The sequence below is a fragment of the Pseudomonas sp. AB6 genome (genome assembly GCF_034314105.1).
Taxonomy (GTDB): domain Bacteria; phylum Pseudomonadota; class Gammaproteobacteria; order Pseudomonadales; family Pseudomonadaceae; genus Aquipseudomonas.
The window spans coordinates 1,888,561-1,912,712 of the sequence record NZ_JAVIWJ010000001.1 but is presented as its reverse complement, the minus strand read 5'-3'; the positions used below and the strand labels follow the sequence as shown (position 1 = coordinate 1,912,712).

Below are 24,152 nucleotides of genomic sequence, written 5' to 3'. Positions count from 1 at the left end.
TGCATCTGGCGCAGACGAGTCGAACATCGCTGCTTTCTCGCTTATATCTGCCTGGTCGGCAAAGATTTCCCGAAATCCAATTGATATCGAGCTCGAGGAATTTAGCAACGCCTCGGGCGATGTCTGCGTTTTAGGATGAAAATATTGAACAGTGAAAGTCCACACACTAACGCTAAGGGCCTTCGTATTCCGCGCACGATCTGGGCGTTAGGTTTTGTCAGCCTGTTTATGGACCTCTCGTCTGAGCTGGTGCACAGTTTACTGCCTGTATTTTTAGTTACTACGTTAGGTGCGAGTGCATTGACCGTCGGGGTGATCGAAGGTATTGCCGAATCAACCGCAATGATCGTGAAGATTTTCTCTGGCGCTATCAGCGATTTGATAGGACGACGCAAGGGGCTACTGTTGCTTGGGTATGGCCTGGCTGCGCTGACCAAGCCGCTTTTTCCGCTGGCCCACTCGGTAGAAGTGGTCTTTGCCGCACGCATTTTGGATCGCATCGGCAAAGGCATTCGGGGCGCGCCGCGAGATGCCATAATCGCGGATGTTTCGCCCCCGGAGATCCGAGGCGCCTGCTTTGGTTTGCGCCAATCGATGGATACAGTGGGAGCTGTCCTTGGCCCGGCTCTAGCCATTTTGTTGATGTTATGGCTCGCAGATGTCCAGCTTGTACTGTGGTTTGCAGTGATCCCGGCGGCGATAGCGGTGGTTTTCATTGTTACCAGTGTAAAAGAGCCCATACACACCTCTCCAGGGGGCAGCCCTCGATCGCCCATTCATTGGAAAGTGCTGGACGACTTTTCCTATGAATATTGGTGGGTGGTAGTTGTTGGGGGGGTATTTACACTTGCCAGGTTCAGTGAAGCGTTTCTGATATTACGGGCTCAACAAATAGGTTTGTCGACCACCTGGGTTCCGCTGGTGATGGTAGTGATGGCACTTTTCTATACGTTGTCCGCGTACCCTGCCGGTTGGTTATCTGACCGTATCAGTCGCACGAAGCTGCTCTGTGTGGGTATGGGGTTACTAGTCCTCGCGGATTTGCTGCTTGCCCAGTCCAACTCCGTCATCACGATGATGCTAGGCGTCGCGTTATGGGGGCTTCATATGGGATTCAGCCAAGGTATTCTCGCCTCAATGGTCGCCGATAAAACGCCTGGAAAGCTTAAGGGCACCGCGTTCGGTATCTTCAATCTGGTTAGTGGCGTATGCATGCTGATCGCCAGCGTTCTTGCGGGTTGGCTATGGCAAAGCCTTGGGTCAGAGAGCACATTTCTGATGGGGGCATTGCTGGCTGCAACAGCTCTGGTCTTGTTGCTTGTTAAGAAACAGTCATTTCATCAGGCGAAGAGCGGAGAAGTTTCGCTTTGATCGAACGAGTCACCGGTTTTACAAGGGGTGACCGCAACACGTGGGTCCGCCTCGGCGTGCTAACAGAACTTCACCATCCCAATCCTCATCTGCGGTTCCAGGGGGGCGAGGTAGGAGCCGCGAGTCGTCTAACGCCTCAGCTAGCGTGCTCCGAGGTGCATTCACTCCGGGCTGGGTTGATGTCAACGTGACCAGGGATAGGGGATGATAAAAGCGTTCCTCCACAACCGAGCCCATCCACAGCGCTGACGCACGCTCGTTCGTGAGCTTGAAATCGACGGCCCACACTCGAAGCACGAGGCGCGAGGGGGCGGGTGCGTCATTACTACTCGGTCTGACGAGCGTCAGACTGGGGAGACGACCACTGGCGAAAAGTGGAATAGCTGGAAGAGCTGCCGGGTCAGTCTGGACTGAAAGCCAATTCAGCGCATTAGAGGGCGTCCAGTCCGCCGAGCTGCGCCACCCGTTGCGCTGCAGGACATCTTGCAAGCCATTAAGGTCTCCTGCCCACTGGAACGTTAATGCTTCATTCGTCTCGCCGGTTAGGTCGATACGCCGCGTCGGCAGTAACTGCCAACCCGAGACCCACCAATGGGTGGCGGCCATTGATGGAGTTCTGTCGGAGGCGGCATATCGAACACTGTCGGTCGCATGGTTACGATAGATATTGAATCCTCCAGCGGCGACCAGTGCCGAGAATCCGACGGCAAGCAGGCCCTTTGGCTCAATGCATCCTGCTGGGCGTCCCAAGTAGGACAGTCCGAGCAGTGCCAGCCACGCGGACCCGAACGCCAGTCCCCCGAGCACGTCGGAAAACCAATGCGCTCCTAGGTAAAGACGTGAGAACGCAATGAGAAATACCAGGGTTACCGCGCTGAGGGCGATCGCCAGGCGCCATGTCGGGCGCATCTCACGCGCAATGAGAAACGCCAGGAAACCGTAGAGCACGGCATTGACTGTGCTATGGCCGCTTGGGAAGGAAAAGGCGCTCCACCCTGAATAAAGAAGCTCATCAGGTCGAGCTCGATGCAACGCAACTTTTATGACTGTATTAAGAATCGATGCACCAGCAATCGCAATCAGCCAATAGGCAGCAGTGCGCCGGGCGCGTTTCCACATGAGCCAGAGTAAGACGACTACAGTGACCGGCACCACGACCTTGGTGTCGCCAAGTTCAGTAATAGCGATCATTACTGCATCGCCGGGAGCTGTGCGAAGATCTTGCAACGCACGGTATATCGCGCTGTCGGCAAGCAGCAATGGGTCACCGGTGACAACATCTTCAAGGGTGCCGAAGAACAGCCAAGCTGCGCTGACGAGAAGTACTGCCGATACTGCGAGCGTCCGCGCCTCGGGCCGAGTTTGATCGAGCAAGGGCGTGAGACTGCGGCTCAACCAAGAATCGTGGGTGCTGACCCAGCACCGAAGCCGCCCCCATGCATTGATGAAGTAAGGAACACCGCGCCGCAACGCCCAGCGCACGATATTTAGCAGTACCCAGCCTGCCGCAAGTAGTAAGACCAGCAGGATCGCGAGTGGCTTGGCGGTTGCCCCGAGAATGCTGAACGTTGCGCCTACCAGTACGCCTGACAGGATATGCGACGCAGCCCATGCGAGTGCCGAGGCAACATTGACGGCATAGAACCGATTGACCGCCATTCCCATCATCCCGGCAAGAAGTGGGATGAAGGCGCGCACGCCCGGTACGAAGCGGGCGAGAAACACACTCTTGGCACCATGACGCTTAAAAAAGACCTCGCTGCTCTGAATTAATCCGGGGTAGCGGTTTAAGGGCCAGAAACCAAGAATCGCACGGTGGTATCGATGTCCGAGCCAGAACGAGAGACCATCACCGGCAATTGCACCTAACGTGGCGGCGACTAACAACGGCCAGAGTAAAAGCACCCCACTTGGTACCAAGGCACTGAGCGCAAGGATCACGGCTGTGCCGGGAACGACGGCACCGATAATCGGGATTGACTCGGAAAGTGCCAGAAGAAATACCGCCAGATAGGCAACCTGCGGATTCACCGTGAGGAACTCGATGACCGATGAGACCATGGACGTCATCATGAGCAGGTTACCTGTGCAATGTTGGTGATGAAGCAATCATGTTTTGTGTCTTGTGGATAAATCGCTCGAGCGTTACGAAGCGGTGGCGACGGCAGCGGGAAATTCTTCAACGCGCCGTTCAAAGCGTCCAAAATGTAACGCCAGGGTCGGTAATACCAACAGATTGAGTAGGGTCGAGCTCACTAGCCCACCCAAGATTACGATAGCCATAGGCCCTTCGATTTCATTACCCGCTGCACCACTGGCGAGCGCCAAAGGTAGCAGTCCCAGCGCGGTCACAACGGCCGTCATCAGAATCGGCACCAGGCGTTCAGCGGCGCCTCTCCGAGCCGCTTCCGGGCCCCATGTCATGCCTTCCTCATTCACGAGGTGTGAATAATGCGAGATGAGCATGATCGAGTTGCGCAGCGTTATACCGAACAGGGTAACAAACCCTACAAGGGAGCCCAGTGAGAGGTTTCCACCGTAGATCAGGACTGTCAGGACGCCACCTACCAGTGCGAAGGGTAGATTTACAAGCACCAAAATTAATGCGCGTATGCTTTTGAGCGCAAGGAATAGCAGGATGATGATTCCGACGATAGCAACCGCGGTGTAAACCATTAGATCCTGCTGAGATTGAACACGTGCTTGCTCTTCCCCAGCAAACAAAACGTAGGTGCCTTTGGGAAGAGTAACCTCTTGGTTAATTCGCCGCTTAGCCTCCTGAACAAAGTCGCTCACCGCCCGACCCCTCACGGCGGTCGACACTGTTTGCAGGCGTTGTGCACCGCTGTGCATGATTTGATAACGGCTGGTGGTTTGAGTGATTACCGCTAACTGATCCAAAGGTACCGTTGTTCCGGTTTTGCTACGCAGCAGCAGTGACCCGACAGTCGCGATCGTGTGGTGGGCCGTGGAAGCCAACGAGACGGTGACATCATAAGTCTGGTTACCCTGATAGATTTGGCTGGCGGTCACTCCGTCATAGGCGACCTGAATCGCGTCCATGACGTCGACCGGCTCGAACCCCCAGTGCGTCAATTGCTCAGGCCGCAGCCTGATTGTCAATTGCGGCACATGCTGGGCGGACTCAACTCTCAGGCCGATATTGCCTGGGATTTGGCTTATCACCTGAGCGATTTCCTGGGCTTTGCTGTCCAGTACATCGAGATCAGGACCAAAGACATTGATGACGACCGGTGCTGTTACGCCAGAGATACTTTCGTCCACCCGCTCAGTCAGGAATGTGTTTACTGACGTCGTCAATCCCGGGAAGCTGGCCAGCACTTGTTGGATGCGCGCCACGGCTTTGGTTTCCTCAGCAGCCGACACGCTATTCAAATCCACCTCGAACTCACTGACGTGGACACCGGTTGGATCGACTACTTCGCTGGCTCGCCCTGCGCGTTGCGCTACCAGCCGCACCCCGGGGACTTTGCTTAGCTCCTGTGCCACACGGTTGCCCACACGCATGGATTCGGTCAAAGAGGAGCCTGGGGCCAACGCCATATGGATCAGGTAATGTCCCTCCTTCAATTCCGGTATGAAGTTACCGCCAAAAAACGGCAGCGCGCTGGCCGCCATTGTGCAGAGAATGACGATCATCCAGACGATTGGGCGAGAGTGCGATTCGATGCTGGCGAGTAATTTCAGGTAGCGGGTCTTCAGTCGCTGCACCAACTTTGGTTCGTCCGATTGGAGTCGCTTAGTGGTCAACAACATAAATGCCAGTGCTGGCGTGACCGTTAGGGCTACCACGAGGGAGGCCAAAATCGCCAGAATATAGGCGAGCCCCAAGGGCGCGAACAGTTTTCCAGCGATCCCTGACAGCGCCAGTACCGGAAGGAAAATCAGCACAACTACCAGAGTGGCATACACCACAGCACTGCGGACTTCGTATGAGGCGCGCAATACCACCAAGGCCGCTGAGATAGGATGCTCCAGCGCTTGATTTTGGCGCAGTCGACGGAAGATGTTCTCCACGTCGACCACGGCATCGTCCACCACCTCTCCCAAGGCAATGGCCAGGCCGCCCAAGGTCATGGTGTTAAGGCTCACACCAAAGTGATGGAGTACGATCACTGCTGTTAACAAGGACAGCGGAATCGCCGTAGCCGAGATGATCGCAGTGCGGATATTGAGCAAAAACAGAAACAGCACCAGCACAACTAACACGCCTCCCAATAGCAGTGCTGTCTGCAAATGACCAATCGCGGTTTCGATAAACCTGGCTGGGCGGAAGATGTCTGGATGTAGGCTCACCTGTTCTGCGTCCAGCGCAGGTTTCAAACTGTTCAGGGCGCTTTCCACACTACTGGAAACGCTCATCATATCGGCGCCGTATTGGCTTTCGACCATCAGCGACACCGCGGGCTTACCCTCGATGGCCGCCGCGCCCACTGCAGGAGCAGCCCCATAGGCGACCGAGGCGACGTCGCCCAGGCGCACGGCGACACCATTGCGGTAGTTGAGTACAGTTTGAGCCAACTGCTCTGGTGTAACGGTCTGACCCTCGGTATTCAAGACAATGCGCTGGTTGGCAGTTTCCAGAAAGCCTGCGCCACTGACCCCGGTTGCGCGCTGCGCACCACCCAATATGTCTTGGAGAGACAAACCGTACTGCACCAGCTTTTCGGGGTTTGCCTGAATTTGAAATTGCTTTAGATCGCCGCCGAATACGATTACGTCCGCGACGCCGGGCACGCGCAACAATTGCGGTTTGATCGTCCACTGCGCCAGTGTACGCAGTTCCATCAGCGAGCGAGTCTCAGAGGTGATACCCGCGACAAGAGTGACACTGGTCGATGAGGTTAGCGGTAATAACGCAGGAGGTTTGACCCCATGAGGAAGAATACCGGTTAGCGTGCTGAGTCGTTCTGCAGTGAGTTGTCTAGCGCGGTAAATATCGGCTCCATCCTTGAAGGTCAACGTCACCATCGATAACCCTGGTAGCGACTTGGACCGCATGCTTGCAAGGTCCAGCGTGCCACCCATTGCATTTTCTACCGATTGGGTAACCAGCATTTCAACCTGTTCGGAAGATAATCCAGGCGCTTCGGTCTGAATAACCGCAAGGGGTGGCGCAAACTCGGGAAAAACATCTTGTCGGGCCTGGGTTAGGGTGAAGATGCCATAACCTGCCAATAAACAAGCGAGGGCAATAACGACCCCGCGCAATCGTACGGCGAAGCGGATAATTGAATTCAACATGATGTATTCGCTGTCGTCTGATTAGTCGTCACATTCAGGGTCTTTGCACGCGGACGCAGTGACGGATGGCCGCTGTTCTTCGGATAACAGCAGCTGAGCGCCCTGTACCACGACGCGATCGCCAGATCTGAACCCGGAGCTAACCAAGTACCCATCTTCGTAGGGGGTTTGCTCTTCGACAGGGCGGCGGGTAAATCGTTTTTTTGCGATTTGTACATAGGCCCACGGCTGACCGCCAAACCATAAAATGGCAGCGTCAGGAATGAGGAGGCTGGTGCTCTCTGGAGTGGCCAACGGTAAGTACGCAACTACTTTGCTGCCGACCGGAAGGGTTGCTGCCGCTCGGTAAAGGTATGCGCGGCCTTCAGTCGAAGAATCGATCTGAGGGGAGACTGAAATGAGCTGAGCTGCTTGCCGAAGGTGTTTGCCGGACTCAATCGAGATCAGTACAGGGGCCACTAAATCAGCACCAAGGGGAAGCGCAATGCGCAACAGCATTTCCTCGCGGCTTAACAGTTTTTGCAGGAGTGGGGCGTCCTGCGCCTCAATCATGCTTGCCAAGGGCGCACCAAATTGTTGCCGCGCGCTGTTATGGATCGACCGAAGGCTTGCACTAGCCACTTGTAATTTGGCCTTGTCTGCAATCCACGCCGCTTGCGAAGTTTGCAGCACACTCAACGCCACGCTTTGGTTGCTTTTAAACAACGCGAGATTGCGCTCGTAATCCTGGCCGGAAGCTGAAATGGCAGACTTTGCCGTCACTGAATCTGCTTGAGCCATAGCGTAACGAGCGCTCAAATCATTCAGCCCCTGTACATCAAGCACGGTGCCGTATACCAACCGTTCCACCGGATGCTTTGACGCAATGATCGGCTCACTCTGAATACCGCTGATCGTCTGGGTTGCTTCATCCAGTGTGACGATGGTCAGACCTCCTTCGGTCGTGACTCTTTTCAAAGGGGGTGTGGCCGAAGTTGCAGGCGTGGCGGTCAGGACTTGGCTAGAAAAAAAACCTACAGCAACTGATCCGATGAGGGCTGTCACCAACAACGCGACTCGTGAGGTTTTGCTACGAAGGAGTGTATTCATTTTCGAATGACCGCCTCTAATGGCTGGGCGTGCAACGGGGTTTCATCGAGCGGTTGCTGGATGGCATTTTCAAGTTGGCTGATGGCTTGCTGGACCTGAACCACCGCATCGACGTGGGTCATTGCATCGACATTCACCGCACGACGTGATCTTGATAGTGTGATTCGGCTGATCGCGCCTAAATTAAAGGAACGTTGGTCAGCATCGAAGACGGCTGTTCGCGTCTTCTCTTGTGTGTTGATAAGCGCGAGGTTCTCGATGGCCAAGCGATAGTGCTTTAGGGCGTTGTCTGTTTGATTGATCGCTTGGTCTTGAAGTGCTTCGACATGGATGGCGACTTCCTTGCGGTGCGCTTCGGCTTGCGCGATAGGGCCTTCATTTCGGTTGAATAGGGGCAGGGTGAAGCCAGCGGGTGTCATGCTGTACTTGTTTACCCCTTGGTCGAACGAATATCCAAGCCCGAGTGACAGGTTCGGATATTGCCGTGCAACTTCCAATTGGAGAGCCGCCTGGCTCGCGTTGTAGTCGGCTAGCGCGCCGAGGATGTCCATGCGATTCAGAATGGTTTGGCGGCGCGCGGTACTTGCAGGGATCTGTAGAGTAAGGCTATTGAAATCGCTCAGATTTATATCGATGGAATCAAGCGCTTTTAGAGTGACCCCAACGGTCGTAGCGATGAGCGCTTTGGCGTCCAGCATTTGCCGTTCGCTTTGAGCCAAATCGCTACGATCACGCTCCAGAATGATCTGTTCCTGGCTCAACTCGAACGTAGCGACCGAACCCAGCGAAAGCTGTTCTTTCAGCATGGTAACTATGCTTTGCTGGATGCTGACCTGAAGCTCGATGATTGAATGGTGTTGGCTGGCACCGTAAAGATCGAGCAATGCGCTACGAAGACGACTTCTGACCTCCCAAGCGGTTTGGCCGATATTCAGACGGGCAACGTTTGAAAGCTGTTGCGCTTGCGCTACTCGATACCCACGTTTACCCGCAGTCTCAATCGGGATGTCGAGGGCCAGTCCGTAAGTCCAGGGCTTGATCGGCTGATCGGCATACTGCAAGGGCAACGACAGAGACGGGTTGGTTCGTTGATCAGCCGTTTCTACCGCCGCCTCACTGCTAGCAAATTTGGCGCGTGCTGCGTCCAGTTCAGGGCTGTAGTAATAGGCCGCCAGCGTTAATTTGCTCAGTCCCCAGACGCCAGTGGTTTTGCTGTCGTGTGCAGTGATGAAGCGCTGAAGCTGCGTATTCGTTAGCGTCCGCTCTTCATAGGAACCCATCATTGCCAGGGGCGCTAGCGGATGTGGGTGGTAACTCACGCAACCCACCAACAGCACTACCACTGAAATAAAACAATGTTTATGCATGGGATATTCTTTGAGAACGAGCAGCAGGGCTCGTAAGACTTTGCGGATAAGGCATTACCGTTTCCCGTATCAATAAGTGTTGCGGCGACTGGCCAGTGGGACCATCCGTTGATAAAGGCGCTCAAGCGTGTCGAGCAAACGCTCGCCAAGATGTCCGAACCTCAGCGCCTGCGGGATCAGCCACGCGCTTATCAACGAGACCAGCAACGACCCGGCAATATCGAATGGGAAATGCGCGCCTAAATAGACACGTGCCCAGCCGACCAATGTGCCCAGCAGCAAAATCAATACGCCAAGCCTGTGCAGCGATGCCCATATCAGAGCCAAGGCCAGCGTGAACATCACCGTGGCGTGATCGCTTGGGAATGAGGACTCTGGGGCGTGCTGGAGTAGGTTTTGTCCTAGTCCGACCATGAAGGGGCGCGGATGGAACCAAAGGGTACTGATAAGCAGGTTGCATCCAAGCGCGAACACGACGCTCAGGGTGGCGGTTACTGCAGCAACTCGGTATTGGCGTGTGCCTCGCAGCCACAATCCAATTAACAAAAGCGGTACAACTGTGATGAGCCACTGCGCCAGAAAAGTCGCCACTAGGCGCATTTCCACCGAGGAGTGCACGCTGGCACTGATGGCCAAAAATAAAGTGCGATTGAGCTCTTCCATAGGGCGATCCAGTCAGGAAACTTGAAAGCATCACGTGTGATCACGGTGCCGATGATGAGCACCTTAGTGGTTGTTTCCTTAAGTCCACCTTAAGGATGGCGCTGGCAGTCTTATCAATCTAGAAGTGGTCAGAGTTCGCGCTTCAGCACTGGCCTTGTTGTGTCAGACTCATCTATGACCTGCGCACCGTATGTGCGCAGCCAAGACTTCGGCACACTGCGCGGTAATTTGGCGAAGCGCTGAATGATGTAGGGAAGGGATCAGGCAATGCGAATACTACTGGCAGAAGACGACCCGATGATCGGCAGCGGCTTGCAAAAAGGCTTGCGCCAAGAAGGTTACACAGTGGATTGGGTCACGGACGGCAAGGCCGCTGTCCTCGCTTTGGAAACCACCCCTTATGGGTTGCTGTTACTCGACCTGGGACTGCCGCGTCAGGATGGAATGCAGGTGCTCAAGGTTTTACGTCAGCACGACCAGAGCTTGCCGGTGATCATACTCACCGCCCGAGACTCTCTACCAGATCGTGTAGCGGGCCTTGATAACGGAGCTGACGATTACCTGGTTAAACCGTTTGCCATCGAGGAGTTGGTTGCACGCATCCGCGCCGTCAGTCGACGTCAATCCGGGCGTGTGCAGACCGAACTTCGAGGCGGCCCATTGCGCCTTGATCCTGTGCGACACCTTCTGTGGCTTCGCGATCAACCCGTCAGTGTATCGGCCAAGGAATATGCGTTACTGCACGAACTGCTGAAAGAGTCGGAGGCGGTGATCTCCCGCGAGCAGCTGGAGGATCGCCTGTACGGTTGGGGAGACGAAGTGGGCAGTAATGCGGTGGAAGTTCACATTCACAATCTTCGTAAAAAGCTTGGGGCGCAGGTGATCCGAACCGTTAGAGGGGTCGGTTATCACATAGGAGAAGACTCATGAGTTCGATCCGTCGGCGCTTGCTGTTATGGCTGTTGCCAGCCACTTTTGTGGCAGGACTGCTGGCAAGCGCCGGTACTTATTGGGGCGCCGTACTTGAGTTGAACGATCTGCTCGATGAGCAAATGCGTTATCTCGCAGAACACATTAATGTGGACCCTGGTGAACGGGTTGTGCTGACGAGGAATAAACCCAGTCCATTGCGTGACGATAATACTGATGAGGTATTGCTTCAGGTCTGGAGTGCAGGAGTCTTGAACTACACGACCGACTCAGCACTCATGCTCCCTCCACCGCTGGAAACTGGATTGAGTGATGTTCGAGTCGGGGACAGTACGTGGCACACATTCGTAAGCCAGCGCGGCGATAAGATTTTTCGTGTAGCCCAAGCGCAAAATAAACGATGGGAAGAGCTCGCCGGGTTAGCCTTGCACTTACTGTGGCCGGTCGTATCGCTGGTTCCTTTTCTGGCCCTGTTTTTATGGTTTGGTATCAGCTACGGACTTAAACCGCTGCGAACTGTCGCGACAGAGTTGTCGGCGCGCAACGTGAACAGTCTCCAACCCATTGCTTCGACAGATCTGCCTGACGAGGTTAAACCTCTGGTTGACGCCCTCAACGACCTACTAAAGCGCCTGGCAAATGCTTTCATGATGCAAAAACACTTTATTGCTGATGCCGCACACGAACTACGCACCCCCGTGGCAGCGCTTAGCATCCAGGTGGAGTTGGCGCAGCGGGCTACGCTAGATGTAGACCGTCGGGAATCGCTGTCGCAAGTCCAGGCGGGCGTCACCCGTCTTACTCATCTGACACAACAGTTGTTGACATTGGCTCGCCTGGAGCCTGATGCGCAATCGCCGCCTATGCAGGCTGTTGAATTATCCGCTCTTTGCAAGTCGGTGATCACTGATCAGGTTCGCAGGGCCGAGGCTTCAAATATCGATCTCGGGCTGACCGAACATGCGTCATTTAGCATTCTGGGGGATAGCGATTCGCTACGTATCTTGCTTAACAACTTAGTGGACAACGCGATTCGGTATGCGGGGACTCTTGCAAAAATCGACTTGGCGGTAAAGGAAACCGACCAAGGGGTCATCCTTGAAGTAAGTGACAATGGCCCAGGAATAAGTGAAGTGGATCGTGAAAGGGTGCTTGAGCGCTTTTATCGCGGTAGCAACCAAATAGGCCCTGGCAGTGGGCTGGGGCTGTCAATTGTTAACACTATTGCCGAACAACACGGTGCCAAGGTCTTACTTGAAACAGGGCCAAATGGTATCGGACTGAGAGTGAAAGTAATTTTTCCGACTTACGTCCCTAACAAAATCTGTTCAGGTGCTGCAACTGATCGAAGCCAAGATATTCCCAATGCCCTGAAAAATATTCAATGATCCTTATTAACGTTAACTTCGCTTTATGGTCGGAGCAAGCAGCTCGCGACCACGCCTGCACACCTCAGATTTTTTTCTCAGTTAGCTAATGGTTCCATGTCAGGACTCAACGTTCCTAACCACGCAACCAAGCACACAATGACTATCGCTAATGTGAATTCCAAGGTCATGCTGCGTCTAAGGGCATTAACGGCAACGGTGTATTCGCCTTCTTTAATAGAGCGGGCTAATGAAGGACTCAAATGAAAACGATGAAGGATTGCCAATACAATCATCCCTGCAAACAGTAATATTTTTATAAGTAACAGCACCCCGTAGATGCTAAATATGACGTGGTCAAAAACAGGCCCGACGATGAAAAGATAGTTCACTATTCCGGACAGGGCTAGGGTCACTACAATCAATGCACCCGCGGACTCGAATCCGGTCAAGGCTCTCGCCAAAATCCGCACCTCCTGTTCGCCCATAAGCGGCTTTGCTCGCAGCAATAGGAAGAATCCTGCGATGGCACCTAACCAGCCACCTGCTGCCAAAAGATGAAGGATATCGCTGGTGAAATGCAGGTAACGACGGCTGCCTTCATCCATGGCGCCGTGCCCTGTCCATGCGAGAGTTGCCAGGGCGATAGCACTGAATAGGGTAACTGCCCATAAACTTGGAGTCGCGAAGCGTCTATTCAACGCGACGGCTATGCACGCCAGTGTCAGGGATATTATTCTAACCATCCAGCTCAATCCAACATCAGTGCCCATCAGAATCATTTGGAAAATGTGATGATGAAGCTCCATGAAATCAGAGACGCCACTCATCATTTTAGCGAGCAATAACATGGCGAAAAGGGATAGGGGTATAGCGATAATGGCGGTGCCGAACAGGAGCGACTCAAAGTTTAGAACAGCGCCGGATACCCTCTCTTTTCCCTTAAGACTATACAAGCCGAAGACTGCCAGGCCGAATAACAGCATCAGGTCCATATAAAGAGCGAAGCGAAGAATAATATTGATTGAGTCGCTCATGTATCATTTCACTTTAAAAGAAAAGTGACCAGTCATTGGATGAGTGTCGGAAGAAACTGCCCGCCATTCGACTTTATAAGAACCCGTGGTGAGCGGGGACGAGGGTGTTATGATCATGACCTTAGGATCCCCACTGCCAGAGATATTAGCTTTAATACTCATCGGTGAGTTAGGCATGCCGGGCATATCCGTCATTATCAGTTTGGCGCCTGAAAACTGAGTCGAAAGGGTTTCCGAAAAGTGGAGTTCAATTTTAGCGGGTGCTGCGTAGACAACACCATCAGCAGGGATTGAAGATATGAGCTTTGGATGCGCCAGGGCTACCGCGCTCAAAAGCATTCCGGCAGTAAGTGCCACCCCCAGAGTTGAAGTTTTAAACAATGACATGCAAGACTCCTCACGGCACAGGCCGTCGTTTAATTTTATATGGATTATCTGGATTTATAGTGTTCGGTTTTGTTCGCGTCAACAGACGAGCTTTTGTATCTGCCGCATTATAAAGATTGGCTCAAGTGATAGATTAAATATGCCTGCTTACTGAAGCTGTGACACGATGCCACACGACAGCGTGTTGGTCGATTACAATTCAGTAAGCTTTGCGCCTGCGCCAGGTTTCAGCCTATGTCACTGATGCGATCGTCCACTCGTTGGATATCAAGTGCATTTCCATTGATTAACCGCAGGTTTATCTAACGTCGAGCTCGGTCAGTTCCTTATTTTGAACGATGACCGAGCTAACCGACGAGGAGTGCACGCTTCTAACGGTCCGAGCAATCTTTCAGTGTGTTCGCGTCTGGAGCGACTGCGGCCGAAGATTTTATTGTCGTTCGTGATCAAACCACATTGAGTTGCCCCATCATGCCCATCTCTTCGTGTTCGAGGATGTGGCAGTGAAACATCCGCAGACCAGGCAATCGCTGTAAGGTTTTAATGCGTACGATTTCACTTGAACGCAGGTTGACGGTGTCTTGCCATGCACGGAAAGATACCGGTGTGACAACGCCGTCAAACTCCCGCTCAACCACTTGGAACTGATTGCCATGCAGGTGGAAGGGATGATCCATGTCAGAGTGATTGACGATTTCCCAGAGCTCTACCTCGTTGATTCGGCTCACCAGATCGATACGTTGCATGTCGTATTCTTGGTCGTTGACCAGAAACTGCACGCTATGGCGACCGTTGGCCATACTCATTTTTTCGCTGAATACCACCTGTTTGCTTGCGGTGGCCGCACCAAGGTCGGGTACTGAGCCGAGCTTAAGCGGCAGGGCTGCCTGGCCAGTGGCTGTGACTGTCGTAAAATCAACTGTCAGCAGCGGCATGATGTGATCGGGCGCCACTTTGCCCATCTTGCCGCGCGCATAGACATTAGCGTTCAATTCCACTCGGTCGCGACGGCTGCCCGCGTCGATTATCAGTTCGATCCGCTGAGCTGGGGCCAGCAGGTATTCGGTCAACCCCGACTGTGGCTTTTCGAGCAGACCACCGTCGGTGCCGACCAACGTTAGCGTGCTACCGGGCAGCGCGAGTTGCAGATAGCGAGCACTACAGGCGTTCACGACGCGCCAGCGCTCACGACCTCCGGCGGCGAATGGTAAAACGGGTTGGTGCTGGGCATTGACCAAGGCGAACTGACCTTCGCGACCATTCATCCAGTCGTTGGCTTCGTTCGGTGCGATGGTGGCATAACTGTCGAGTTTGAGGTCTGAAACCACCAGCAACCTCTCTGGTAAATGAGCCAGAGGGTCATGCCGCGACCTTATCAACAGTGGACCTGCCAAGCCTCGGAACGCTTGTTCCGCGGTATTTTGGTGCGGATGCGGGTGATACCAATAAGTGCCTGCGCTGCCTTCGGGCAAATTGAAACTGTAAGTACGGCGCCCGCCTGGCGGTACAGGATCATGCGGATTACCGTCCTGGTCCGACGGTACTGGCAAGCCGTGCCAGTGAATAGTGGATGGCTGTGTAAGATTGTTGACGAAGGTGATTGCGACCTTGTCCCCCTCAAACAGCTCGATCAGCGGGCCAGGCAGGCCCCCGTTGTAGGCCCAGAATTCGGTCGCGGTTTTTCCGGGAACAAAGGGAACTGAGACAGGCGCAGCGGTCAGAGTTGCCTCAAAGTAGCCTGGTACGCTGCTGGTGTTGGCTAATTTGGGAATTTCTCGCAGTGAGCTGCCAGTCGGTAGCAGCTCTGGTGCCAGCAACGGTAGTCCAAGAGGTGTGGACGAGGCGGTCATGGTGTCTGCCGACCATGCCTGTAACCAGGGGCCAGCTAGCCCGGTCAACGCTAACCCTCCAAGAAAGGTGCGCCGTTGCATCAAGTAAGTTTTCATTTGGACATCTGCATATTCATCATGCTGGACTGCTGATCCATCATCTTCATCATCATGTCCATCATTCCTGTACCGCCATTTGCTGAGCCTGGCATGCCCATTTCATTACAACCTTTGCCTGCGTGCATAGTCCGCATCATGGCTATGGAGTTTTTCATGGTCTGCATGCTCTCCTGCATAGCGGCCCGGCGCTCGGCAGGCGTCTTGGCGGCGGAAACTTTGTCGCGGGCGGCTTGCATCTTCTGCATTTGCTGAGTCATGGCATGATCGGCATCAGACTGGGGCTGAGTGCTTGTCTCGGTGGTGGGTAGCGGGGCTTCAGCCGGAGGGTGAGCTTCCGTGGCATTGGCGACTATGGCGATGGCTGCGATTAGAGCGGCTAAAACTAATTTCAGTGGTGCTTGCATGGCAAATCTCCAGACTAAGGGGAACGTTCGCACGGTTGGACCGCGCTGAATCAGTATGCAGTCGAGCAGTATGCGTAGAGGGTATGGCAGCCGACTCTAGGATCAACCGTAACAGCGCTTTCCAAGATGAGGTTACTTCCCACTTAACCTACTTTGGTTGATTGACCACCCGGCCACCTGTAAACAATAGCGCTGGTTGAATGGAGATTGTTGATATACGTCAAACATGACAGCACTCCCGTTACTACTGGTACTTCAGGAATCGGCTCTTGGGCTAAACGTTGGCTCGAAGCATCGTCATTCTTAGGCACGTTTGGTACCGGCACTAGAGAGTTCAATATGAAAAACAGTTGTTCCATCGGCTGAAGTGCACCATATCCTGCCCTCATGAGCTTCAATGATGGATCGAGTAATCGATAACCCCAGTCCTGCGTTACTGGGGCTCCCTTCACGTCTCGCAGGATCTGCGCGGTAAAAACGATCAAAAAGTTTATCTAGGTGCTTGGGCGCAATAGTCGTCCCGGGGTTTTGTACCGTCAGCACCGTCGAGGTTTTTGTCTGGCAGATGTCCACGCAAATGGTTTCTCCCTCTGGCGTGTAACGTAGCGCATTCGACAGTAAGTTCGAGATAGCCCTGCGCAGCATCAATACGTCGCCGCTAACACTTCCAGCACCTAATACGCGAAGCTCAATGCCTCGCTCGTCAGCCAGCAGGCGATAGTATTCGAGCAATGTTCCCACCACCTCCCGCAGCTCTATCTGGGTGTTTTCTGGCTTGATCAATTTATTGTCGGACTTGGCCAGAAAAAGCATGTCATCGATCATGCGAGACATACGCTTCAAGTCTTCGAGATTTGAAAACAGATTGTCTTCGTAGTCCTCAATGTTTCTTTTTCGTGAGAGCACGACTTCAGTGTGCGTCATCAGATTACTGACGGGCGTTCGCAGCTCATGAGCAATGTCTGCGGAAAAATTTGAAAGCCGAACAAACGCATCGTCCAGACGAGACAACATGGCGTTGAACGATGTCACCATCTGTTGGAGTTCTTTTGGCACGGGTGCCAATGGTATGTGGTCTTTCAGCGAACCGGCGGACATAGATGCCGCGACCATGGTCAACTGCCGAATAGGTCGCATACCGCTGCGTGCTACCATCCACCCCAGTGCGGCACTGGCCAGTGCGCTGATGACCAATCCTGTCCAGAACCATTGCTGAAGCGTTTCGAAGAAAGACATGTGCTGCGTCACATCAAAGATCAAGATCACGGTCAGCGGTTTAATCTGTCCGGAAACCATTGCCGGGGCGGTCACGCCGCGGTAAGTCTGCTCATGGTCTTTCCATTCCCACATTGTTTGACTATCGAGCGTGCGCAGTTGCTCTGGCACAGTGACGGGCCCGGGACTAGCGAAAAACAACTTTCCTTCGCTGTTCAGGATGATTGCCGTCAAATCTCGGTGGGCCCCCAGCAACGCCTCAAGTTGTGGTTTTAACTCACTAAATTGATCGATGTTGTGCAGCTCTCCCAAAATTCGTTGGGTTGAGCTGAGTTTTTCGTCCAGGGTTTGTTGATCCAGCATCTTGAAATGATGCTGACTTAGATGATTGAAACTGACGCCGGCAACAGTCAGCACGACGGTCACCGAAAGCATGAACATCAAGCTCAGGCGGGTGGTGAGGGAGAGGCGGTTCATCTCTGATCCAAGTCCGGTGAGTCGAGCATGTAACCCATACCTCGGACGGTCTGGATCAGCTTAACGTCGAAGTCGTCATCAATTTTCGCCCTGAGCCTTCTGACGGCCACTTCAATCACATTGGTATCGCTGTCGAAATTCATATCCCAGACTTGCGAGGCGATGAGCGATTTTGAGAGCACTTCGCCTCTACGACGCAGCAGTAGCTCTAACAACGCAAACTCCTTAGCCGTCAGGTCTATGCGCGTTCCTCCCCGAATTGCCCTGCGTTTGAGCAGGTCGACCTCAAGGTCAGCCATTTTTATATGGGTTTGCGCAGGGGTGCTGTTACCGCGACGTAGCAAGGTTCTAACGCGAGCCAGCAACTCAGAGAAGGCGAATGGTTTGATCAGGTAATCGTCTGCCCCAAGCTCCAGTCCCTTGACCCTATCTTCAATGCTGTCTCGCGCCGTCAGAAATAGCACGGGCACTTCTTTTCCTGACTTACGGACCTTTCGAAGGAGTTCCCATCCATCCATTCCCGGCATCATCACATCCAGAATCAGTAAGTCATAGGCCTCGCTTAACGCGTGTTGAAGGGCCTCAACGCCGTCGGTAAAACGATCAACAGTAAATCCGGCCTCAGTCAGGCCCTGCTGTAGATAAATGCCCAATGTCGGTTCATCTTCAGCGACTAAAAGTTTCATGAGGTGAATCTCAACGGGACCATTAAGTTGAGTGTGCATCAAATAAGTCTCGCTGATTTGAAACTTACATAAATGTAATCTCTGCGTCAGGTAAATGTTCGTCCGCTTGAACGCCTGTCGGCTTTTAGCCCACAGGGGCCTTCAATAAATGATCGGCCCGCAGAAGTGATTAGACTATATTCGTCTAGCAAGAGGTGTATTCAATTCGATCAAGATTATCCAATTGGTTGCAATGGCTGCGTTTTATTGACTATGAATACTTCATTTTTTTTTTAAGGCGGATGCCTACTTTCGGACATGCACACGGTTCATGGTCAACCTGTTGATCTGGCACAATCCACCCAGTTGAAAAAGGAAAAATAGCCATGCCTACCGAAAAAAACGACCATGGTCATACTCATTCTGCAAGGGTGGAGGATGAAAGTCGGTGCGATCCGGTGTGTGGCATGGCTATTACCTCTCCGGGCTCTTTCAGCGAGAATTATCAGGGGCACGCCTATCAGTTTTGCAGCTTGAATTGCCAAAAGAAGTTTAGAGCGGAACCTGGTCGCTACGCGCCTGAACAGTTGGATAGCGATTATCCCAGTCACACCGGCCCAGCCACTGAAATACAAGAGGTCACTCAGTTCACCTGCCCTATGCATCCGGAAATACGTCAGCTTGGCCCCGGTACCTGCCCGATATGCGGCATGACATTGGAACCGGTCATGCCCACGCTAGAGGAGGATGAAAATCCTGAATTCAAGGATTTCACCCGTCGTTTTTGGTGTTCATTACCCTTAACTGTAATCGTGACAGTACTCGCGATGACGGGGCATGTATGGCAGTTATTTCACGGGACTATTCAGAACTGGATTGAGCTAAGCCTCGCAACGCCAGTCATTTTGTGGGCGGGTTGGCCTTTTTTTGTGAGAGGCATCGATTCGATTCGCCATCGCAGTCCCAATATGTGGACCTTGATTAGCCTAGGCACATCCGCAGCCTATCTCTATAGCGTCGCAGCAACACTGTTTCCTGAGAGCTTCCCCGTCGCTTTCGTGCGAGAAGGCCGCATTGGCGTCTATTTCGAAGCCGCCGCCGTGATTATCTCGCTGACCTTGTTCGGACAGATGCTTGAACTTAAAGCTCGATCACAAACGTCTTCGGCGATTAAATCCTTGCTTGGCTTGTCTCCGAAAACCGCGCGCAGGATCAATGCCGATGGCGAAGAGGAAGATGTCCCGCTTACCCATGTGCATAAGGGCGACCATTTGCGGGTAAGACCGGGTGAAAAAGTTCCTGTCGATGGTTCCGTTCTGGAGGGCGAAAGCGCAGTAGATGAATCGATGCTCACTGGCGAGCCCTTGCCCGTAATGAAAAGGGGCGGTGATAGCCTCATGGGTGCAACGCTCAATACCCATGGCAGCTTGATCATGGAGGCGCAGAAAATTGGTGCCGAGACCATGCTGTCGCAAATTGTTCAAATGGTGGCCTTGGCTCAGCGTTCTAAAGCGCCGATGCAGCGAATGACTGACGCCGTTGCCGGTTATTTTGTGATGGGAGTCATTTTTATTGCGATGTTCACTCTTTTGGGGTGGGGGTTGTTTGGTCCTGAGCCCAGCTGGGTTTTTGGACTGATAAACGCGGTTGCAGTGTTAATTGTTGCCTGCCCTTGCGCGCTGGGGCTTGCGACGCCGATGTCAATCATGGTTTCCACCGGCAAAGCCGCCAGTATGGGCGTGCTGTTCAGAGATGCTGGCGCTATCGAGAATCTGTGCCAGATCGACACGCTGATCGTCGATAAGACCGGCACCCTCACAGAAGGACGTCCGGTATTTCACAGCGTGGAGGTCACCCACAAGTTCGCGGCCAATGAGGTACTCCAACTCGCTGCCAGTCTTGATCAAGGCAGTGAACATCCATTAGCCCATGCAATTGTTGATCATGCCCGGTCTGAAAACCTTGTTTTGACCAAACCGGAGTCGTTCGAATCCGGTTCAGGAATAGGTGTCAGCGGCTTGGTAGATGGTAAGAAAATTCAGCTTGGCAACACGGCATTAATGGCCGTGGCTGGGGTAAGCATCGATTCGCTTGAAGCTCGCGCGGAGCAGTTGCGCCTTGAGGGGATCAGCATCATCTACGTGGCAGTGGATGGAATATTGGCAGGGTTGCTGGCAGTCTCAGATCCGATCAAGCCGACTTCCAGGGAGGCTGTTACTAAACTTAAAGCAGACCATGTAAGGATCATTATGGCCACTGGAGATGGCCTTACCACTGCCCGTGCTGTTGCCAGGGAAATGGGTATTGAAGAGGTTCATGGCGAGGTGAAACCTCAGGATAAGGAGCGTCTGGTCGCAGACTTGCAGAAATCGGGAAGGCGCGTTGCCATGGCCGGCGATGGAATCAATGATGCTCCTGCGCTGGCCCGAGCAGATGTAGGCATTGCCATGGGAACAGGCACAGACGTTGCGATGAATAGTGCACAGCTCACGCTAGTAAAGGGTGACTTAATGGGGATTCTCCGAGCGCGGGCGCTCTCTGTCGCGACGGTAAAAAACATGCGGCAGAATCTGGGCTTTGCTTTTATCTACAATTCGATGGGAATCCCTCTCGCGGCGGGCTTGCTATACCCCATAACGGGACATCTGTTATCGCCGATGATCGCGGCAATCGCCATGAGCGTTAGCTCTGCATCCGTCGTTTTCAATGCATTAAGACTGAAGAACACCCATATAGAGTGAGCAAAAACTGCTCGACCCACAACCTTAGACACTCCTTGACCTTCCCGCCAAGTCAAGGCTGATGCTTGTTTTTTACGGCTAAATAGCCCGCTCAGCACAAGAAGGACATCTGTATTCGCTTCGCAAGCTTCAGGCACAGGTCGCTTACCCCCATCGCCCCACATGAGCACTGTTCCTGAAGCTTATTTCATACATCCGGCACGTCGGAGCAGTCTGGGTCTTGGTCATTCTCGCGTGGCTTCGTCGCAACTGCGTTGGTCCCTAAGCTGACAGAAATGTAATCGCGGCAGTGATTAAACTGTGGCAATTTCTGCACTCGATACCGCGCTATCAACCTGTGAGCACCGAAGTGGCTGTTTCGCAGGGTTTCTCTTTGACTGATTGGACATAAACAGTATGCATTCCAAAACTTCTAGGCGGACGTTCGTCAAAGGCTTGGCCGCTGGTGGAGTTCTCGGCGGCTTTGGCCTCTGGCGCACGCCTGTATGGGCCGTGACCAGCCCCGATATGCCCAGCGTACTGACCGGCAACCAATTTGATCTCTTCATCGGTGAAACCCCGGTAAATATAACCGGATCACCCCGCACCGCCATGACGGTCAACGGCTCTTTGCCAGGGCCGTTGCTGCACTGGCGCGAGGGCGAAACAGTCACGATCCGGGTGAAAAATCGTCTGGACCAAGACACCTCTATCCATTGGCACGGAATTATCCTGCCAGCGAATATGGATGGCGTGCCAGGAATGAGTTTTCATGGCATAGCACCCGATGGCATGTACGAATACAAGTTCAAGGTCCATCAGAACGGTACGTATTGGTACCACAGCCATTCTGGCTTGCAAGAGCAAGCAGGCGTTTACGGGCCGATCGTAGTCGATGCGAAAGCGCCCGAACCGTTTCAATACAGCCGTGATTATGTGGTGATGCTAACTGACTGGACCGATGAAGCGCCCGATCGTGTCATGGCCAAACTCAAGAAACAGTCGGATTACTACAATCATCACAAACGCACCGTTGGTGATTTTATTGAGGATGTCAGCGAGAAGGGCTGGGCCGCTACGGTGGCTGATCGGAAGATGTGGGCCGAGATGAAAATGAACCCCACTGACTTAGCGGACGTGAGCGGGAACACTTATACCTACCTCCTGAATGGTCAGGCGCCCAACGGTAACTGGACAGGAATTTTCAAACGCGGCGAAAAGCTCCGTCTTCGCTTCATTAACGGCTCTTCCATGAGTTACTTCGATGTCCGTATACCAGGGTTGAAAATGACCGTGGTGGCCGCCGATGGTCAGCACGTTAATCCTGTCAGCGTCGAGGAGTTCCGCATTGCCGTGGCAGAAACCTATGACGTGATCGTCGAGCCGACTAGCGAAGATGCCTACACCATCTTCGCGCAGTCCATGGACCGAACCGGATATGCACGCGGAACCTTGGCAACGCGCGAAGGAATGAGCGCACCTGTCCCTGCTACCGATCCACGCCCACTCATTACGATGGATGACATGGGAATGGCCGGTATGGCAGGGATGGATCACGGCAGCATGGCCGGTATGAGCGACGGTGGCATGAAGCCGGGAAGTATGTCCGCGATGTCTGGGATGGATCACGGCCAGATGACGGGTATGGACGGCGGTAGTATGCAGCACAGTGATATGGCCGGGATGTCCGGGATGGCTGGAATGGCTGGAATGGCTGGAATGGAAGCAGAAATGCAGTCCCACCCGGCTTCCGAAACCAACAATCCCTTAGTCGACATGCAAGCCATGAATGTGACGCCCAAGCTCACCGATCCTGGTATTGGCTTGAGGAACAATGGACGTCACGTACTCACCTATGCCGATCTGAAAAGCACCTTTCCAGATCCCGACGGCCGCACACCCAGCCGCACCATCGAGCTGCATCTCACAGGCCATATGGAAAAATTTGCTTGGTCGTTCAACGGCATCAAGTTTTCTGATGCGGAGCCTATACGTCTTAAATATGGCGAGCGCGTTCGAATCACACTGGTGAATGACACGATGATGACTCACCCCATCCACCTTCACGGAATGTGGAGCGACCTTGAGGATGAGGACGGTAATTTCATGGTGCGCAAACACACCATCGACATGCCACCGGGTACTAAGCGCAGTTATCGCGTAACCGCCGACGCGCTAGGGCGTTGGGCCTATCACTGCCATCTGTTGTTTCACATGGAAATGGGCATGTTCCGTGAAGTCCGGGTTGATGAGTAAAGGATGCTGGTTATGAGTAAATATTTGATTGCACTCTCTGTTTCAGTTAGCGCAGCCTTTTTAAGCTCGGCGTTAAAAGCTGAGGAAGTGAATCCGCCCATAGCGCCCAACGGCAGTCAGATGGATCACTCAAAGATGGATCATGGTTCGATGGACAATATGGACTCGGGCCAGATGGACACGATGGATCACAGTAAAATGAACGACTCGAAATCGCGCAGCACCAGCCGAACACCCATCCCGGTGCTTTCCGATGCGGATCGCCAAGCTGCGTTTCCCGATGTTGCCGGCCACGGTGTTCATGATAAAAAACTCAATACTTTCTTCCTGCTTGATCAGTTTGAGTACCAGGACTCTATGAGCGGCAGCACGCTCAATTGGGATGCAAAAGGATGGATCGGCGGTGACGTTGATCGGCTATGGCTGCGGTCAGAAGGTGAACGCACCAACGGGGTGACTGAGCACGCTGAACTCCAAGCACTGTGGGGGCACTCAATAAGTCCTTGGTGGGAGGTTGTCACGGGAGTGCGTCAAGACTTCAAACCTGGTTCGCCACAGACATGGGGCGCCATCGGCATCCAAGGTATGGCTCTGTATAACCTTGAATCGGAGGTCACTGCCTATATCGGCGAGAATGGCCATACCGCCGCTCGGTTAGAAAGCGACTATGACATTCTGCTCACCAATCATCTGATCTTGCAGCCCAGGCTGGAAATGAACCTTTATGGGAAAAACGACCCTGGGCGGGGCATAGGTTCAGGATTGGCTGATACTGAGTTAGGGTTTCGACTGCGTTACGAGGTTGTCCGCGAGTTTGCTCCGTATATCGGGGTGACCTGGAATCGTTCTTATGGCAACACGGCCGACTTGATTAATAACGAAGGAGGTGATTCAAACCAGACGAGATTTGTGGCGGGCATCCGGATGTGGTTTTAGGTACCCGTACAATTCTAATCAGCTCATGGCTCCCTATCAGTCGATCTGCGGTCC

17 protein-coding genes are annotated in these 24,152 nt (G+C 53.4%); 6 read left to right on the top strand and 11 right to left on the bottom strand.

Annotated elements, in window-relative coordinates:
* Positions 1–144 precede the first annotated feature (144 nt).
* Positions 145–1,371, top strand: coding sequence for an MFS transporter (locus RGW60_RS09080; RefSeq protein WP_322203952.1), 1,227 nt, complete (start codon positions 145–147; stop codon positions 1,369–1,371).
* Between the two features lie 18 nt (positions 1,372–1,389).
* On the opposite strand, the gene RGW60_RS09075 is transcribed toward RGW60_RS09080, so the two are convergent.
* The 5 genes from RGW60_RS09075 to RGW60_RS09055 form a co-directional block, all read right to left on the bottom strand.
* Complete coding sequence (locus RGW60_RS09075; protein ID WP_322203950.1) at positions 1,390–3,444, bottom strand: bifunctional DedA family/phosphatase PAP2 family protein; 2,055 nt, start codon at positions 3,442–3,444, stop codon at positions 1,390–1,392.
* A gap of 72 nt (positions 3,445–3,516) precedes the next feature.
* Positions 3,517–6,636 carry an efflux RND transporter permease subunit gene (locus RGW60_RS09070; RefSeq protein WP_322203948.1) on the bottom strand — a complete coding sequence of 1,040 codons (3,120 nt, stop codon included), beginning with the start codon at positions 6,634–6,636 and terminating at the stop codon, positions 3,517–3,519.
* A gap of 21 nt (positions 6,637–6,657) precedes the next feature.
* Entirely contained in the window at positions 6,658–7,725 is a 1,068-nt protein-coding gene (locus RGW60_RS09065) for a hypothetical protein (protein ID WP_322203946.1), read from the bottom strand.
* Positions 7,722–9,092 (bottom strand): TolC family protein, encoded by a 1,371-nt coding sequence (locus RGW60_RS09060; RefSeq protein WP_322203944.1) that lies wholly within the window; start codon positions 9,090–9,092, stop codon positions 7,722–7,724. Before RGW60_RS09060 ends, RGW60_RS09065 begins: the two co-directional genes overlap by 4 nt.
* Positions 9,093–9,161: 69 nt before the next feature.
* Positions 9,162–9,755, bottom strand: coding sequence for an undecaprenyl-diphosphatase (locus RGW60_RS09055; RefSeq protein WP_322203942.1), 594 nt, complete (start codon positions 9,753–9,755; stop codon positions 9,162–9,164).
* Positions 9,756–10,022: 267 nt separating this feature from the next.
* On the opposite strand from RGW60_RS09055, the gene RGW60_RS09050 reads away from it, so the two are divergent.
* Both RGW60_RS09050 and RGW60_RS09045 read left to right on the top strand, forming a co-directional pair.
* Positions 10,023–10,685, top strand: a complete 663-nt coding sequence (locus tag RGW60_RS09050) for a response regulator (RefSeq protein ID WP_322203940.1) — start codon at positions 10,023–10,025, stop codon at positions 10,683–10,685.
* A gap of 98 nt (positions 10,686–10,783) precedes the next feature.
* Positions 10,784–12,073: an ATP-binding protein gene (locus tag RGW60_RS09045; protein WP_322203938.1), complete on the top strand. Its 1,290-nt coding sequence runs from the start codon at positions 10,784–10,786 to the stop codon at positions 12,071–12,073.
* 77 nt (positions 12,074–12,150) lie between these two features.
* Here the strand turns inward: RGW60_RS09045 and copD are convergent, their stop codons facing one another.
* The 6 genes from copD to RGW60_RS09015 form a co-directional block, all read right to left on the bottom strand.
* The gene (gene copD / locus RGW60_RS09040; protein ID WP_322203936.1) at positions 12,151–13,089 is read right to left on the bottom strand and encodes a copper homeostasis membrane protein CopD; all 939 of its coding nucleotides are present in this window, start codon (positions 13,087–13,089) and stop codon (positions 12,151–12,153) included.
* Positions 13,090–13,092: 3 nt separating this feature from the next.
* Positions 13,093–13,476, bottom strand: coding sequence for a copper homeostasis periplasmic binding protein CopC (gene copC / locus RGW60_RS09035; protein ID WP_322203934.1), 384 nt, complete (start codon positions 13,474–13,476; stop codon positions 13,093–13,095).
* Between the two features lie 446 nt (positions 13,477–13,922).
* The gene (locus RGW60_RS09030) at positions 13,923–15,422 is read right to left on the bottom strand and encodes a multicopper oxidase family protein (RefSeq protein WP_322203932.1); all 1,500 of its coding nucleotides are present in this window, start codon (positions 15,420–15,422) and stop codon (positions 13,923–13,925) included.
* Positions 15,419–15,829: a hypothetical protein gene (locus RGW60_RS09025; RefSeq protein WP_322203930.1), complete on the bottom strand. Its 411-nt coding sequence runs from the start codon at positions 15,827–15,829 to the stop codon at positions 15,419–15,421. Before RGW60_RS09025 ends, RGW60_RS09030 begins: the two co-directional genes overlap by 4 nt.
* Before the next feature lie 303 nt (positions 15,830–16,132).
* Positions 16,133–17,521, bottom strand: a complete 1,389-nt coding sequence (locus tag RGW60_RS09020) for a heavy metal sensor histidine kinase (protein ID WP_322203928.1) — start codon at positions 17,519–17,521, stop codon at positions 16,133–16,135.
* A complete protein-coding gene (locus RGW60_RS09015) occupies positions 17,518–18,207 on the bottom strand; it encodes a heavy metal response regulator transcription factor (RefSeq protein WP_322203926.1) in 690 nt (229 codons plus the stop codon). The genes RGW60_RS09020 and RGW60_RS09015 overlap by 4 nt, the downstream gene beginning before the upstream one ends.
* 365 nt (positions 18,208–18,572) lie before the next feature.
* Here RGW60_RS09015 and RGW60_RS09010 point away from each other — a divergent pair, with 365 nt between their 5' ends.
* The 3 genes from RGW60_RS09010 (at position 18,573) to RGW60_RS09000 (ending at position 24,098) form a co-directional block, all read left to right on the top strand.
* Positions 18,573–20,927 (top strand): heavy metal translocating P-type ATPase, encoded by a 2,355-nt coding sequence (locus RGW60_RS09010; protein ID WP_322203924.1) that lies wholly within the window; start codon positions 18,573–18,575, stop codon positions 20,925–20,927.
* A gap of 396 nt (positions 20,928–21,323) precedes the next feature.
* On the top strand, positions 21,324–23,162 hold the full coding sequence (locus RGW60_RS09005; protein ID WP_322203922.1) for a copper resistance system multicopper oxidase: 1,839 nt from the start codon (positions 21,324–21,326) through the stop codon (positions 23,160–23,162).
* 3 nt (positions 23,163–23,165) lie between these two features.
* Positions 23,166–24,098 carry a copper resistance protein B gene (locus RGW60_RS09000; RefSeq protein ID WP_322203920.1) on the top strand — a complete coding sequence of 311 codons (933 nt, stop codon included), beginning with the start codon at positions 23,166–23,168 and terminating at the stop codon, positions 24,096–24,098.
* Positions 24,099–24,152 lie beyond the last annotated feature (54 nt).

Bases quoted from the DNA above. Each gene is read 5' to 3' on its own strand.
- RGW60_RS09055 (WP_322203942.1), bottom strand. From the start codon at position 9,755: ATGGAAGAGCTCAATCGCACTTTATTTTTGGCCATCAGTGCCAGCGTG.
- copC (WP_322203934.1), bottom strand. From the start codon at position 13,476: ATGTCATTGTTTAAAACTTCAACTCTGGGGGTGGCACTTACTGCCGGA.
- RGW60_RS09010 (WP_322203924.1), top strand. From the start codon at position 18,573: ATGCCTACCGAAAAAAACGACCATGGTCATACTCATTCTGCAAGGGTG.
- RGW60_RS09005 (WP_322203922.1), top strand. From the start codon at position 21,324: ATGCATTCCAAAACTTCTAGGCGGACGTTCGTCAAAGGCTTGGCCGCT.
- RGW60_RS09050 (WP_322203940.1), top strand. From the start codon at position 10,023: ATGCGAATACTACTGGCAGAAGACGACCCGATGATCGGCAGCGGCTTG.
- RGW60_RS09015 (WP_322203926.1), bottom strand. From the start codon at position 18,207: ATGAAACTTTTAGTCGCTGAAGATGAACCGACATTGGGCATTTATCTA.
- RGW60_RS09000 (WP_322203920.1), top strand. From the start codon at position 23,166: ATGCTGGTTATGAGTAAATATTTGATTGCACTCTCTGTTTCAGTTAGC.
- RGW60_RS09020 (WP_322203928.1), bottom strand. From the start codon at position 17,521: ATGAACCGCCTCTCCCTCACCACCCGCCTGAGCTTGATGTTCATGCTT.
- RGW60_RS09070 (WP_322203948.1), bottom strand. From the start codon at position 6,636: ATGTTGAATTCAATTATCCGCTTCGCCGTACGATTGCGCGGGGTCGTT.
- RGW60_RS09075 (WP_322203950.1), bottom strand. From the start codon at position 3,444: ATGATGACGTCCATGGTCTCATCGGTCATCGAGTTCCTCACGGTGAAT.
- RGW60_RS09060 (WP_322203944.1), bottom strand. From the start codon at position 9,092: ATGCATAAACATTGTTTTATTTCAGTGGTAGTGCTGTTGGTGGGTTGC.
- RGW60_RS09025 (WP_322203930.1), bottom strand. From the start codon at position 15,829: ATGCAAGCACCACTGAAATTAGTTTTAGCCGCTCTAATCGCAGCCATC.
- RGW60_RS09030 (WP_322203932.1), bottom strand. From the start codon at position 15,422: ATGAAAACTTACTTGATGCAACGGCGCACCTTTCTTGGAGGGTTAGCG.
- RGW60_RS09065 (WP_322203946.1), bottom strand. From the start codon at position 7,725: ATGAATACACTCCTTCGTAGCAAAACCTCACGAGTCGCGTTGTTGGTG.
- copD (WP_322203936.1), bottom strand. From the start codon at position 13,089: ATGAGCGACTCAATCAATATTATTCTTCGCTTCGCTCTTTATATGGAC.